Below are 14862 nucleotides of genomic sequence, written 5' to 3' on the forward strand. Positions count from 1 at the left end.
CGATCTTTTACTGTTACACCACTATTTCAAACCAGGATCAGGTCGCATCCGCATGACTGACCATGCCCTTGATCACCACCGCCGTCGTTGCCAGCGCCGCCGGAATCACCAGCGCCGTCAGCACTTGCTCGAAGTTCCAGCCCAGCCCCAACAGCGTTGCACCCATCCACGCCCCTAGGATGGCGCCGAAGCGGCCGATCCCGAGCATCCACGACACCCCGGTGGCCCGCCCCTGAGTCGGATAAAACCGTGCGGCCAGCGACGGCATTGCCGATTGCGCGCCGTTGACACACATCCCGGCCACCAGCACCAGGGTCGCCAGCAGCGCGATGTTGCCCAGGCTCTGCCCTACTGCGTAGGCAAACACCCCGGCCAGCAGGTAAAAAATGCCGATGACCTTGTGCGGATTGAACCGGTCCATCGCCCAGCCCACGCCCACCGCACTCAGCACGCCGCCGAACTGGAACAGCGCGCCGATGAAGGCGGCTTGCTCCATGCTCGCGCCACTGTCACGCATCAGCGTCGGCAGCCAGCTGGTCAGCAGGTAAACGATCACCAGGCCCATGAAGTAGGTCAGCCACAGCAGCAAGGTGCCGACGCTGTAGGTGCCGGAGAAGATCACCGCGAACACATTGCGCGCCTTCACGGTTTTCTGTTCCGGCACGCTGAAACTGGACGCCTGGGCCACCACCGTCGGATCAATCGGCGCCAGTGCCTTGCGCACTTTGTCCGTACCGCGATTGCGTACCACCAGGTAACGCGCCGACTCCGGCAGCCAGAGCAGCAAAACGACGGAGAGGATCAGCGGCAAAATCCCGCCGATCAGCAGCAGGCTGTGCCAGCCAAAGGCCGGAATGAGCTTGGCCGAGATGAATCCGCCGCCGGCCATGCCCAGGTTGAAACCGCAGAACATGCTGGTCACTAGCAAAGACTTCTTGCGCTCCGGAGTGTACTCCGACAGCAGGGTCGTGGCATTCGGCATGCCGGCGCCCAGACCCAGGCCAGTCAGGAAGCGCAACACCAGCAACTGATCGACATTGCTGCTGTAGGCCGAGGCCAGGCTGAAGGCACCGAACAACAGCACCGCACCGACCAGTACGACTTTTCGTCCGAAGCGGTCAGCCAACGGGCCCGAGCCCAGTGCGCCGAAGACCATGCCGATCAGCGCCGCACTCATCACCGGGCCTAGGCTGGCGCGGTCGATACCCCAGTCCTGGGACAGGGCCGGGGCGATGAAACCCATGGCCGCAGTGTCGAGGCCATCGAGGAAGACAATCAGGAAACACAGGATCACCACGCGCCACTGGTAGCGCGAAATGGGTTGGGCATTGATGAAGGACTGCACGTCGAGGCAGTTACCTACAGCAGACTGAGGCTGGTTCATTATTTTTATTCCACGGATCGCAGTCGAACGGTGTCAGCAGACGCTGACGAAGCCGCGACAGTAATGATCCGGAGGAAACAGCGTCAATTCGATAAACGCAACTCTGTGCGTTTATCGAACAGCTTAGGCAAACAGCTGGGCGCTGAGGTCGCGGCTGGCACTCAGCAGGCCAGGCAGAAATCGCTGTTCCAGCTCATTGCGGCTGACTCGCCCGGCGTGAGTGCTGACGTTGAGGGCCGCAACCACCTGGCCGGAGGCGTCATATACAGGAACGGCAATTGAACGCAGCCCTTGCTCAAGTTCCTGGTCAACGATGCACCAGCCTTGCTGTCGCACCTCTTGCAGGCATTCGAGCAATGCCTCGGGGGTGTGAATCGTACGGCTGGTCTTGGCTTGCAATTCGGCGTGATCGAGGTATTCGCCCAGCGACGTGTCATCCAGCGCGGCCAGCAGAATCCGCCCCATCGACGTACAATAGGCCGGCAAGCGCCCGCCCACCGACAAGTCCACCGAAATCAGGCGCTGGGTGGTTGCGGAGCGAGCGATGTACAAAATGTCATCACCTTCCAGCGTGGCCATGTTGCAGGCCTCGTGCAGTTGCTCGCTCATGCGGTCCAGGTAAGGCTGGGCGGACACCGCCAGCGGCGTCGATGACACATAGGCATGGCCGAGGGTCAGCACTTTGGGCAGCAACGAATAGGTGCGGCCGTCGGTGGTGGCGTAGCCGAGTTTGATCAGGGTGTGCAGGCAACGGCGCACCGCGGCGCGGGGAATTTCCGTTCGGTGACTGATCTGGGCGATGGTCAGGTGTCGTTTGCGCTCCTGGAACGCTTGCACCACGGCCAGGCCACGGGCCAGGGACGTCATGAAGTCCGGGTCGCCGGTCAGTGCCTGGATCCGCTTGGCCGGTGAAGCAACGATGGGGGGAGCCACTGAAGTGAAGGAATTGCGCATTTGATCGTTCATACAAGGTCCTTTTACCCACTCGGATCAGCGACTATTACAAAGGGCTACCGCCTGGCACTCAAGCCCGGCCTGCCATCTTCGGGCGATTATCGAACGCTCGACCGATAATCGCAATCCACCGGATCAATCACCCGATTCGCTGGTGTCCGGTTTTTCGCTGACTCACGAACCGCTGTTTACATCGACTCGACACAGGACTTAATGGGGCAATCTAAATACCGTAACTTGTTCGAACTTAATGGCGTCAGGCAGGCATCGCTGCAATGTGGTACCCGTCGGCGTTCCAGTTAATCGTAAAGTTTCTAGCAACAAAACGGTCACACCGGGATCCGCTTTTAACTCGTTGGAGATAGTGTTCTTCAAATCGGCCGCTATAATACAATTCAGTAGCGCTTCGGTTTTTTACTTGCCGAACCCGCTGCCCGGCAATGCGATGTTCCATCGCCGTTGCCCGTTGCAAGCGCCAGACTCGCATTGAACCGCCTTGCCAGTGCGCTTGCTGATACAGGAAACTGAAGCTACGTCAGCTGTTTATATCTGGTGCCGTGGCCGCCTGTGACATGGAAGTATTGATCACCCTGTTGCCAAAACGATGCCTGACGGGCATTGCCCATTCGACGAACGTGATCAATCGATTTGATGCAGCGCGTGTTCACCAGAATTTATCCCAACTCAATCAGGTAGCACTGTGACGAAAGACGAACTGCGCGCGGAACTAGAGCGCCAGGAACAACGCTACAAGGAAGTTTACGGCGGAGAAGTCACCACTTACGCCGCTCAACCCGAACCGGAACGCAAACCCTGGCGTAAACGCGCCACCGTTCAGGATCAGGTTTTCCAGCAGGAACTTCAAAAAATGGAAAAGGAACTCAAAGCCGAAGAGCCGTGACTGCTTTGACCTGATCCCTACAATGGCCCGCCTCTGCACCCGTTAAAAGCGGGATGTATTGATGTTGCCTTTCGCGCCCGCCATGAGCGGGCAGCGGCCATCACCGTCGTCGAATCAGGCATATTTCCGGTATCTGACCTATTTCTCAGATTTTTCGCACAACCTTTCAAGCCCCTCTTACCGGGCCGTTAAGGTTTTGCGACAGCGATTTTACAAATAAAATCAATGACTTAAAAAACACAGCAAAACCCTGGGTTTTTAGGTGCTGCGGCAAAAAAATTCGTTGAAGAATGTTACCGATGAGCAGCTAGTGCATTGATTAGCAGTCTTTTCTGGCATAATCGCGCCCCCTTATGACCGGGTCAGAAAACCTTCATGATCGATTTATTCAGCGGACTGGATGCTTGGGTGCTTGTGAGCCTCTTGCTCGCCCTGGCCTTTGTCCTCGCCTTCGAGTTCATCAACGGCTTTCATGACACCGCTAACGCGGTGGCGACCGTTATCTACACCAAAGCCATGCCGCCTCACCTGGCGGTGTTCTTCTCCGGTGTGTTCAACTTCCTCGGCGTGCTGCTGGGCGGGGTCGGCGTGGCGTATGCCATCGTCCACCTGCTACCGGTAGAACTGCTGATCAATGTGAACACCGGTCACGGACTGGCCATGGTGTTCTCGTTGCTCGCCGCCGCCATCGCCTGGAACCTGGGCACCTGGTACTTCGGCATTCCCGCTTCCAGTTCCCACACGCTGATCGGTTCGATCCTCGGTGTCGGCCTGGCCAACGCCCTGATCAACGACATTCCGCTGGCTGACGGTGTGAACTGGCAGAAAGCGATCGATATCGGCGCTTCCCTGGTGTTCTCGCCAATGGCCGGCTTCCTGATCGCCGCACTGATCCTGATCGGTCTTAAATGGTGGCGTCCGCTGTCGAAGATGCACAAGACGCCGGAACAGCGCCGCAAGATCGACGACAAGAAACACCCGCCGTTCTGGAATCGCCTGGTACTGGTGATTTCGGCCATGGCCGTGAGTTTCGTGCACGGTTCCAACGATGGCCAGAAAGGTATCGGCCTGATCATGCTGGTCCTGATCGGTATCGTGCCGGCCCAGTTCGTCCTCGACCTGAACAGCACGACCTACCAGATCGAGCGGACTCGCGACGCGACCCTGCACCTGAGCCAGTTCTACCAGCGCAATTCCGAAACCCTGGGCGAGTTCCTGGCCCTGGGCAAGAGCTTGGACGGCGACTTGCCGGAGAAATTCCGTTGCAACCCGCAACAGACCGAACCGACCATTACCGCCCTGCTCGGCACCCTCAAGGGTGTAGCCGACTACCATTCGCTGTCGGCGGAAAGCCGTATCGAAGTCCGTCGCTACCTGCTCTGCCTGGACGACACCGCGAAGAAAGTCAGCAAGTTGCCAACTCTCGGGGCTCGTGAAAAGGCCGACCTGGACAAGCTGCGCAAAGACCTGACCACTACCACTGAATACGCGCCGTTCTGGGTGATTCTGGCGGTTGCACTGGCCTTGGGCCTGGGCACCATGGTCGGCTGGAAACGCGTGGTACTGACCATTGGCGAGAAGATCGGCAAGCAAGGCATGACCTACTCCCAAGGCATGTCGGCGCAGATCACCACTGCCAGCCTGATCGGCATGGCGAACATCTTCAGCCTGCCGGTTTCCACCACCCACGTGCTGTCCTCGGGCGTGGCAGGCACCATGGTCGCCAACAAAAGCGGCCTGCAAGGCGGCACCGTCAGAACCATCCTGCTGGCCTGGGTATTGACCCTGCCAGCCACCGTGGCCCTGTCGGCCGGGTTGTTCTGGCTGGCTTCGAAGGCCCTTGGCAGCTGATAAGCAGCCAAACGAAAAAGGCGCGCTCCGCAAGGAACGCGCCTTTTTTATTGCCAAAATCTTCGCTACACCACAAATCACTGTGGGAGCGAGCTTGCTCGCGATAGCGGTCTTACAGCCAATATAGATGCTGAATGTTATGGCCTCATCGTCGGAACGCCGCCCGGAGCAAGCTCGCTCCCACAGGGTTTGCGTGTATCGATAGAGTTTTACAGGCAAAAAAAAGGGCAACCGAAGTTGCCCAAAATGCCTTGCGTGCTCATTACATCCAGAAAGAACTACGGTTTTTTCCGCTTGTGCGAATCCTTCCAGATAAAAAGTCCGAATCCTGCAAAAAACACAAACATAAGGCCGACAGTCAGCACTCCGGCGATCACCACGTTGTCGAAAAACATGACGCGTCTCCTGTACTTGCCCTGTTGCGATAGGGCTAAGTTAACCAATCGGGCAGGAGAGAATATTGACCGGGATCAATGTCGCCCGAGACTGGGCAAGAGGAAGGGGAAAGTTTGACCCGCATCAATGAATGCGGGGGATTTCAGCGCTTTTTCGGTTTGTTTTTCGGCTTTTTCCTGGCCTTGCCCAATGGCATGGCCTGCTCGAACGCCTGGCGAACTTCATTGAGTCGCTTGTCGTTGAGGTCATGAACACGCTTGGCGCGTTCAGCGTTGAGGTCAATCAGTTTGTCGTCTTGGCTCATGGCGGTCAGTGCATCGCTTGAAATGAGATTCAGCCGCCGTAGCGTTCGGCAACCCTGCGCCAATAATGCGGCCTGATGGCCTCGCTGACCAGCCTGCGTTCAAATCTCGATGTCGACCCACAGCCCCTGCCGCGGCTGATCTTCCATCAGCGGCGCCACCGGCACGGTGTTGTCGGCATTGAGTTCATCGCCGGGAATCGCCAGGTGCGCCTCGGGGTCATGATCAGCCTCGCGGCGACGTCTTTCCTGCTCCTGCTTGCGGCGCTGTTCCTCGCGCAGCACTAACCCGTCCTCTTCGGGATTGCGCTTTTGCAGGTCAATGGTGCTTTCACTGGAGCTTTCCTGCACCGGCACCACCGGTGGAATGTCCGGACGCTGGCGGATCGGGTCGGTTTGCGAAGTGATCGGCACGGCACTCAGGGGGAGCATCGGTGGCAGCATGGTTTCGGTCTCCTGTCAGCAGGCTGTCGGCTGCGGGGATGGCGACTTGAGCCATCGGTCGCAAACTGTGACCCAATTGGCACTCATTAGTGCACCGGGCGGCGCGCCATGCACAGGTGGACTAACGTAAGACTGTGAGTTTTTCTGAGAGTCCTTTGGCCCTGAAGCCCTCATTCCGTTAAGATAGCCCGCTTTTTCAGGTGGGAGTCAGGCAGCATGGCGCAGCAGTATCAACCGGGGCAACGCTGGATCAGTGACAGCGAAGCCGAGCTGGGTTTAGGCACCGTTCTGGCACAGGACGGCCGCTTGTTGACCGTGCTCTACCCGGCCACTGGCGACACCCGCCAGTACGCGCTACGGAATGCGCCTCTGACCCGCGTGCGGTTTTCACCGGGTGACACCATCACCCACTTCGAAGGCTGGAAGCTTACCGTCCGCGAAGTCGACGACGTTGATGGCCTGCTGGTTTACCACGGCCTCAACGGGCAGAGCGAAGTGGTCACCCTGCCAGAGACCCAACTGTCGAACTTCATCCAGTTCCGTTTGGCCAGCGACCGTCTGTTCGCCGGCCAGATCGACCCGCTGGCCTGGTTCTCCCTGCGTTATCACACTCTGGAACACACCAGCCGCCAGCTGCAGTCCTCCCTTTGGGGCCTGGGCGGCGTGCGTGCGCAACCGATCGCGCACCAGTTGCACATTGCCCGCGAAGTCGCCGACCGCATCGCGCCACGGGTTCTGCTGGCCGATGAAGTGGGCCTGGGCAAAACCATCGAAGCCGGCCTGGTGATCCATCGCCAATTGCTCTCGGGCCGCGCCAGCCGTGTGCTGATCCTGGTTCCGGAAAACCTGCAGCACCAGTGGCTGGTCGAGATGCGCCGCCGTTTCAACCTGCAGGTCGCGCTGTTCGACGAAGAGCGCTTCATCGAAAGCGATGCCAGCAACCCATTCGAAGACACCCAACTCGCGCTGGTCGCGCTCGAGTGGCTGGTGGACGACGAGAAAGCCCAGGACGCGCTGTTCGCGGCCGGCTGGGACTTGCTGGTGGTCGACGAAGCTCACCACCTGGTGTGGCACGAAGATCAGGTCAGCCCTGAGTATTCGCTGGTCGAGCAACTCGCCGAAACCATTCCCGGCGTGCTGCTGTTGACCGCCACCCCGGAACAACTCGGCCAGGACAGCCACTTCGCTCGTCTGCGCCTGCTCGACCCGAACCGTTTCCACGACCTGCAAGCCTTCCGCGCCGAGAGCGAAAACTATCGCCCGGTGGCTGAAGCCGTTCAGGAGTTGCTGGACAAGGGACGCCTGTCGCCGCAAGCCCACAAGACCATCCACGGGTTCCTCGGCAACGAAGGCGAAGCCCTGTTGGCCGCCGTCAACGATGGCGACACCGAAGCCAGCGCCCGCCTGGTGCGTGAATTGCTCGACCGCCACGGCACCGGCCGCGTGCTGTTCCGTAACACCCGCGCCGCCGTGCAGGGTTTCCCGGAGCGCAAGCTGCACCCGTACCCGCTGCCGTGCCCGGACGAATACCTCGAACTGCCGTTGGGCGATCACGCCGAGTTGTACCCGGAAGTCAGCTTCCAGGCCCAACCGGATGCCAGCGAAGAAGATCGCTGGTGGAAGTTCGACCCGCGCGTCGAGTGGTTGATTGATCAGCTGAAGATGCTCAAGCGCACCAAAGTACTGGTGATCTGCGCCCACGCCGAAACCGCCATGGACCTGGAAGACGCCCTGCGCGTGCGTTCCGGCATCCCGGCCACGGTGTTCCACGAAGGCATGAACATCCTCGAGCGTGACCGCGCCGCCGCCTACTTCGCCGACGAAGAGTTTGGCGCGCAAGTGCTGATCTGCTCGGAAATCGGCAGTGAAGGTCGCAACTTCCAGTTCTCCCATCACTTGGTGCTGTTCGACCTGCCGTCCCACCCGGACCTGCTGGAACAACGTATCGGTCGACTGGACCGGATCGGTCAGAAGCACATCATCGAACTGCACGTGCCATACCTGGAAACCAGCCCGCAAGAGCGCCTGTTCCAGTGGTACCACGAAGCGCTGAACGCGTTCCTCAATACCTGCCCGACCGGCAACGCCCTGCAGCACCAGTTCGGCCCGCGCCTGCTGCCGCTGCTCGAAGAAGCCGACGATGGCGAGTGGCAAGCGCTGATCGACGAAGCCCGCACCGAGCGTGAGCGCCTGGAAGCCGAGTTGCACACCGGTCGTGACCGTTTGCTGGAGCTGAACTCCGGTGGCGCGGGCGAAGGCGATGCGCTGGTGGAGGATATCCTTGAGCAAGACGATCAGTTCGCACTGCCGATCTACATGGAAACCCTGTTCGACGCCTTCGGCATCGACAGCGAAGACCATTCGGAAAATGCACTGATCCTCAAGCCGAGCGAAAAAATGCTCGACGCCAGCTTCCCGCTGGGCGACGACGAAGGCGTGACCATCACTTACGACCGTAACCAGGCGCTGTCTCGCGAAGACATGCAATTCATCACCTGGGAGCACCCGATGGTTCAGGGCGGCATGGATCTGGTGCTGTCCGGCTCCATGGGCAACACCGCCGTGGCGCTGATCAAGAACAAGGCACTCAAGCCGGGCACCGTGTTGCTGGAACTGTTGTATGTCAGCGAAGTGGTTGCCCCGCGCTCACTGCAACTGGGCCGCTACCTGCCGCCGGCCGCCCTGCGCTGCCTGCTCGATACCAACGGCAACGACCTGTCGGCCCGCGTGTCGTTCGAAACCTTGAACGATCAGCTCGAAAGCGTGCCGCGTGCCAGCGCCAACAAGTTCATCCAGGCCCAGCGTGACCAGTTGACGCCACGAATCAACGCCGGTGAAGCGAAGATCCTGCCGCGCCACACAGAACGTGTCGCCGAGGCACAGCGTCGCCTGGCCGCCGATACCGAGGAAGAACTGGCGCGCTTGACCGCGTTGCAAGCGGTCAACCCGACCGTGCGCGAAAGCGAACTGGTGGCCCTGCGCAAACAACGCGAGCAAGGCCTGGCCATGCTCGACAAGGCTGCGTTGCGACTGGAAGCGATTCGGGTGTTGGTGGCGGGTTAATCCCCTGCTCCACCCTGCTTAAAAAGAAGGCCCGCAGTGATGCGGGCCTTTTTATTTGTCTGATTCCTGTAGTGATGCGGATGGCCTCATCGCGGGCAAGTCGGATCGCCGCACCGCCGCTCCCACAGTGTCCGTGTCGTACACGGAATCTGTGAAACCACAGAACCTGTGGGAGCGAGCTTGCTCGCGATAGCGGTCAAGCAGTCACCGCAGAACCTTCAGGCTCAACTACCGCCACCAACCCTTCCTTCATCCGCTTGGCATCGCGCACGAAACACCGCGAAGCCAGGAACAGAAACACCACGGTGAACAACAGCGCCACCGGAATCAGGTACATCGCGTCATGCAGGCCGACCGCTTTAAACGCCTCAGTCATCTGTTCCGCACCTGCCTCGAGCATCGCCGTGTGGGCAAAGTGATCCGACAAGGCCCCGACCACCACCGGCCCCAAACCGCCGCCCAACAGATACAGCCCGGCAAAGAACAGCGCCATCGCCGTCGCCCGCAACCTCGGCTCGACCACATCCTGTATCGCCGTGTACACGCAGGTGTAGAAGTTGTAGGCGAACAACCAACCCAGGCTAAATACCGCAACAAACACACCGATCTCGATGCGCCCGGAATGCAGCGCCCACGCGGTGCAGACCGTCGAAATCATCAGGCTGAAGGCCGCAAACAACAGCCGCCCGTTGGCAATCCGCTGGTGAATCTTGTCCGCGATCCAGCCACCGAGGGTCAGGCCGACCAACCCGGTCACACCGACAATAACTCCGGTGGCGACCGCGGCATCCTGCAACGGCATGAGAAAGTACCGTTGCAGCATCGGCACCAGAAACGAGTTGCAGGCATAGGTGGCGAAGTTGAAACACAGGCCGGCCATCACCAGCCACAGAAAGGTTGGCACAGCCAATACCCGACGGATCGGCTGATCGATCTTTTCCTGCGACACCTGAACGCTCTCGGCGGCGCCGCGTTTCGGTTCCTTGATGAAAAACATGAAGATCGCGAGGATCAGCCCGGGCACCGCCGCAATAAAGAACGGCGCGCGCCAGCTATCGAAGGCCTTGACCATCGCGCCGATGGTGAAGAACGCCAGCAACAGCCCCAACGGCAGCCCCAGCATGAAGATGCCCATGGCGCGGGCCCGGCGGTGCGCCGGGAACAAGTCGCCGATCAGCGAATTGGCGGCTGGCGCGTAGCTGGCCTCGCCGATGCCGATGCCCATGCGCACGATCAGGAAACTCCAGAAACTGCCCACCATACCGTTGACGGCGGTCAACCCGCTCCACACCGCCAGCCCCCAGCCCATCAGCTTGCTGCGCGAACCGGTATCGGCCATGCGCCCCAGCGGCAAGCCGGCAATGGCGTAGACGATGGTGAATGCCGTCCCGATGATCCCCAACTGGAAATCACTGAGGTGCCATTCCATGCGAATGGGCTCGATGATGATGGCCGGGATGGTGCGGTCGAAAAAATTGAACAGGTTGGCCAGGAACAACAGGAACAGGATGCGCCAGGCATTGGCCGCTTGGGTCGAGTTCTGCATGGGTCCGTCTCTTTTATTGTTTTTGGGGCGTCACTGCCCCCGGACTTTGCAATCTAGACAGGCGGGCCACAACTGTCTTTGATTATTCGCCAGGCTGATACCCCCCCATGGGACGCAACCTGTAGGAGCTTTCGCAGGGCGAGTATTTCGCAGTCCGTCCGGTCGTTGAAAAATACCTTTCACCCCCCCTTCCCAAGCCGTTGGCGAAGCCTAGAATAGCGGCCTTGATTCCCCCCTGTGTCTCCACCCCTCCTTACGATAATCGCCCATGTCCGAAGCCAGTCCGTGTCTGAATTGCGGTGCCTGCTGTTCTCATTTTCGCGTGTCATTTTTCTGGGGTGAATGCGCCTCGTCCGGGGGGACGGTACCCGATGAGCTTGTCGAGCAGATCAGCCCCAGTCGGGTCGCGATGCTCGGCACCGGCTGCAAACCCGTGCGCTGCACCAGCCTGGTGGGAGACGTGGGCAGTACAGTGCAGTGCTCGATTTACGAAAAACGCTCCAGCACCTGCCGGGAATTCGACGCTTCGTGGGTCGATGGCGTGGCCAATCCCGATTGCGACGCGGCCCGTGCCGCTTTCGGCTTGCCGGCCCTGCAACCCGCATTCGAGACGCCTCAGAAGCAAATCGCCTGAGCATTAGCACCAATCGCTATTAGGCTAATTCCAAAATCATTGAAAGCAATGTGCCACTACCGCTTGCGCCCCATCCACGCCCTCTATACTCCAGGACATTCGCTGGCGCTCCTTGCGCCGGCCTGAGGGATAACGATGGGGGCATGCTATGGAGTGGCTTGGTTTGCATTTCATTACCGAGCTACCAGAGAGTGGGCAGGTCATACTTAATTGCACACATGACCCTTTTCTGGTGCTGCTGGCTTATCTGGTCGCCTGTGTCGGCAGCTTCGCGACACTGGACATGGCCGAACGTGTTGCTCACGCTGAAAAATCCGCGTCCCAAACGCTCTGGCGCTGGGTGGGCAGCGGATGCCTGGCCGGCAGTATCTGGGCCATGCACTTCGTCGGGATGCTGGCATTCCAGGCGCCTATCGATCTTCACTACCAACTGCCTGTCACGGTGTTCTCGCTAACCATCGCGCTGCTCGCCGCGTGGCTGGCCATGCATACCCTCAGCCTTCCCGAGCTGAGTTTGCGACAGTGCCTCATGTCATCGATCGGGATCGGCCTGGGTATCGCGACCATGCATTACGTGGGCATGACGGCCATGCACTCCAATGCCTCGGTCTATTACCATCCGGGCCTGTTCGCCCTGTCCATCGTGATTGCGATCGGTGCCGCGCTGGCAGCCTTGTTACTGGCATGGTATCTGCGCGACGGCGCCGGCATGCTGCATCAGCTCATCAAATACTGCGCCAGCCTGTTGCTCGGGGCTGGCATCCTCAGTATGCACCTCACGGCCATGGCCGCCTTCAACCTGGTGCTGCCCGAAGGCAGCCTGCCAGCGCAAACCGGCGAAAACAGCCAACTGCAACTGGCACTGACCGTGGCGGTCATGACCCTGCTGATCATCGGCAGCAGCATCAGCGCGGCGCTGGCGGACAAGAAGCTGCAACGCAAGGACCACGACCTGCAACGGGTCAACTCCCTGCTCAGCCAGCTGGACCAGGCGCGCATGTCGCTGCAACAGGTGGCGCACTACGACGCGCTGACCAACCTGATCAACCGCCGCGGATTCAACCAGGTCTTCGCCGAAAAACTCATCGAGAAATCCAGTAAAGGCGGGATGCTGGCGGTCATGTTCCTGGACATCGACCATTTCAAGCGGATCAACGACAGCCTTGGCCACGATGCCGGTGACGAACTGCTCAAAGTGCTTGCCGGGCACATCAAGAGTTCGATTCGCAGTCATGAGGATGTGGTCGCGCGCTTCGGCGGCGACGAGTTCTGCCTGCTCATCGACCTGCATGATCGTGAAGAGGCGCGGCAGATGGCCCAACGCATCATGTTGAAAATGAAGGAGCCCATCGAACTGGCCGGCAGGCGCATGGTCATGACCACCAGCATCGGCATCAGCCTGTTTCCGGAGGACGGCAAGACTTGTGAGGAACTGCTGAAAAACGCCGACCTGGCGCTGTATCAGTCCAAGGGCGGCGGCCGCAACGGCCTGAGCTTTTTCAGCGCCAACCTGAAAACCCGCGCCACACTGGAACTGCAACTGGAAGAAGAACTGCGCCATGCCTTGCGTGAAGACACTGGCCTGATGCTCTATTACCAGCCGATCTATGACCTCAAGACCGGTCAGGTCAGCAAGCTCGAAGCCTTGATTCGCTGGCAACACCCGGTCCATGGTTTCCTCGTGCCGGATCGTTTTATCGCCATCGCCGAGGCCAACGGCCTGATCGCCGAACTGGACAACTGGGTGCTGCGCAGGGCCTGCGAGGATCTGGGCGAGCTGTCGCGCCAGGGTTGTGTAGACCTCAAGATCGCCGTGAATTGCTCGCCCCTGAGCCTGGCGCGCGTAGAACTGGCCGATGAAATCGAGTACGCATTGCGAGCCGCCGGTGTGGAGCCCCACCGGCTGGAACTGGAAGTCACGGAAAACGCCTTGATGGGCAATATCGCCAACACACTGATGTTGCTGCGACAGATTCGTGCCCTCGGCGTGTCGCTGTCGATCGATGACTTCGGCACCGGCTATTCATCCTTGGCCTACCTCAAGCGCTTGCCGCTCAACACAATGAAAATCGACCGCTCGTTCATCCAGGACATCCCCAAGGCCACACAGGACATGGAGATTGTCCAGGCGATCATTGTCATGGCCCATACCCTGCACCTGCAAGTGGTCACCGAAGGGGTCGAAACCTTCGAGCAATATCAGTTCCTGGAAAACCATGGCTGTGACTTCGCTCAGGGCTATTTGCTCAGTCGGCCGGTGCCACTGGCCGAGCTGCATCCGGTACTGAACGAAATCAACCAGCGCAAGCACACCTGTACCGTCACAACGTTGAGCCTGGCTCACGGTACATCTGCACTAATGTAGACGGATCCTTTTCAAGGAAGCCCTGACTGCCATGCAGGCGCATCAACTGCGCGGCCAGACCGCTGATCGGTGTCGCCGAGCCTTGCTCACGGGAAAACTTCACCGCGGTATCCAGATCCTTGAGCAACGTTCGCACGTGCCACTTGACCGGCTCGAAACGGTTTTCCGCCATCTGTGGGGCCAGGATCTGCAAGGGTTTCGAATCGGCATAGCCGCCGGACAGCGCTTCGGCGATCAGGCTTGCATCAACCCCGGAACGTTCCGCCAACGCGACCACTTCGGCAATCACCAAGGCATTGCAGGCGACGATCATCTGGTTGCACGCCTTGGTCACCTGCCCTGCCCCGATGCCGCCCATGTGCGTCACACGCTGCCCCAGGTTCAGCAGAACGGGACGAACCCGATCCAGATCCTGTGACTCGCCACCCACCATGATCGCCAGGCTCCCGGCTTCAGCGCCGACCACACCGCCGGACACCGGCGTGTCGAGCCAGCCCATGCCGGTTTTACCGGCGAGTTCTGCGGCCATTTCCCGCGTGGCGTTGGGCTCCAGGCTGGAAAGGTCCACCAGTAACTGGCCTTTTCCTGCTCCCTCCGCAATGCCTGCCGGACCAAACACGACCTCGCGTACGACCGACGTATCCGCCAGGCACAACATCACCACGTCCGCGTGCTGGCACAGCTCTGCCGGGCTGGCGACCTGGCGTGCGCCGGCCTCCACCAGCGGCTTGCACTTCTCCGGATTGCGATTCCATACCGCCAGCGGATAACCCGCGGCCAGCAGGCGCCGGCACATCGGCAGCCCCATCAGGCCGATCCCGGCAAACCCTAGCGAAGGTAGCGTTGACATCATTTTGCCTCTTCTTGATTAAAGATCACCAAATATTGGCCGATTCATCATGACTCAGGAAAGGATTCACTCCGAGCAATGCTCAGGCTAAAGACCAAGGCATGGTCCAGGTACGCGCTGAAAAAAGACGCGATTGTATTCCGTGACGGTTCGACGACAGCGAGTCGGCCAAC

The 14862-nt window shown here is 59.8% G+C and carries 12 protein-coding genes; 5 read left to right on the forward strand and 7 right to left on the reverse strand.

The window, feature by feature from the left end; translation table 11 throughout:
• Positions 1-37 precede the first annotated feature (37 nt).
• A complete protein-coding gene (gene pcaK, locus AC1DXW_RS04780) occupies positions 38-1384 on the reverse strand; it encodes a 4-hydroxybenzoate transporter PcaK (RefSeq protein ID WP_477755316.1) in 1347 nt (448 codons plus the stop codon).
• Between the two features lie 123 nt (positions 1385-1507).
• Entirely contained in the window at positions 1508-2350 is an 843-nt protein-coding gene (pcaR, locus tag AC1DXW_RS04785) for a pca regulon transcriptional regulator PcaR (protein WP_223550841.1), read from the reverse strand.
• Positions 2351-3038: 688 nt separating this feature from the next.
• On the opposite strand from pcaR, the gene AC1DXW_RS04790 reads away from it, so the two are divergent.
• Both AC1DXW_RS04790 and AC1DXW_RS04795 read left to right on the forward strand, forming a co-directional pair.
• The gene (locus AC1DXW_RS04790) at positions 3039-3239 is read left to right on the forward strand and encodes a hypothetical protein (protein WP_007986337.1); all 201 of its coding nucleotides are present in this window, start codon (positions 3039-3041) and stop codon (positions 3237-3239) included.
• 375 nt (positions 3240-3614) lie between these two features.
• Positions 3615-5090 carry an inorganic phosphate transporter gene (locus AC1DXW_RS04795; RefSeq protein WP_477755315.1) on the forward strand — a complete coding sequence of 492 codons (1476 nt, stop codon included), beginning with the start codon at positions 3615-3617 and terminating at the stop codon, positions 5088-5090.
• A gap of 278 nt (positions 5091-5368) precedes the next feature.
• Here AC1DXW_RS04795 and ccoM read toward each other — a convergent pair whose 3' ends face one another.
• From ccoM to AC1DXW_RS04810, 3 genes are all read right to left on the reverse strand, one after another.
• The gene (ccoM, locus tag AC1DXW_RS04800; RefSeq protein ID WP_305729722.1) at positions 5369-5485 is read right to left on the reverse strand and encodes a cytochrome c oxidase subunit CcoM; all 117 of its coding nucleotides are present in this window, start codon (positions 5483-5485) and stop codon (positions 5369-5371) included.
• Between the two features lie 143 nt (positions 5486-5628).
• On the reverse strand, positions 5629-5790 hold the full coding sequence (locus AC1DXW_RS04805) for a hypothetical protein (RefSeq protein WP_178076663.1): 162 nt from the start codon (positions 5788-5790) through the stop codon (positions 5629-5631).
• Between the two features lie 99 nt (positions 5791-5889).
• Positions 5890-6231, reverse strand: a complete 342-nt coding sequence (locus tag AC1DXW_RS04810) for an aspartate-semialdehyde dehydrogenase (protein WP_477755314.1) — start codon at positions 6229-6231, stop codon at positions 5890-5892.
• A 216-nt stretch (positions 6232-6447) separates the two neighbouring features.
• Here AC1DXW_RS04810 and rapA point away from each other — a divergent pair, with 216 nt between their 5' ends.
• Complete coding sequence (rapA, locus tag AC1DXW_RS04815) at positions 6448-9294, forward strand: RNA polymerase-associated protein RapA (RefSeq protein ID WP_477755313.1); 2847 nt, start codon at positions 6448-6450, stop codon at positions 9292-9294.
• 196 nt (positions 9295-9490) lie between these two features.
• On the opposite strand, the gene AC1DXW_RS04820 is transcribed toward rapA, so the two are convergent.
• Complete coding sequence (locus AC1DXW_RS04820) at positions 9491-10840, reverse strand: spinster family MFS transporter (protein ID WP_477755251.1); 1350 nt, start codon at positions 10838-10840, stop codon at positions 9491-9493.
• 268 nt (positions 10841-11108) lie between these two features.
• On the opposite strand from AC1DXW_RS04820, the gene AC1DXW_RS04825 reads away from it, so the two are divergent.
• Together AC1DXW_RS04825 and AC1DXW_RS04830 are read left to right on the forward strand one after the other, a co-directional pair.
• Complete coding sequence (locus AC1DXW_RS04825; protein ID WP_150727609.1) at positions 11109-11474, forward strand: YkgJ family cysteine cluster protein; 366 nt, start codon at positions 11109-11111, stop codon at positions 11472-11474.
• Positions 11475-11706: 232 nt separating this feature from the next.
• Positions 11707-13839, forward strand: a complete 2133-nt coding sequence (locus AC1DXW_RS04830; RefSeq protein WP_477755252.1) for a putative bifunctional diguanylate cyclase/phosphodiesterase — start codon at positions 11707-11709, stop codon at positions 13837-13839.
• On the opposite strand, the gene AC1DXW_RS04835 is transcribed toward AC1DXW_RS04830, so the two are convergent.
• Positions 13796-14692 carry an NAD(P)-dependent oxidoreductase gene (locus AC1DXW_RS04835; RefSeq protein WP_477755253.1) on the reverse strand — a complete coding sequence of 299 codons (897 nt, stop codon included), beginning with the start codon at positions 14690-14692 and terminating at the stop codon, positions 13796-13798. The genes AC1DXW_RS04830 and AC1DXW_RS04835 overlap by 44 nt on opposite strands.
• Positions 14693-14862: the final 170 nt, after the last annotated feature.

Source organism: Pseudomonas sp. P4_C4, assembly GCF_056402055.1.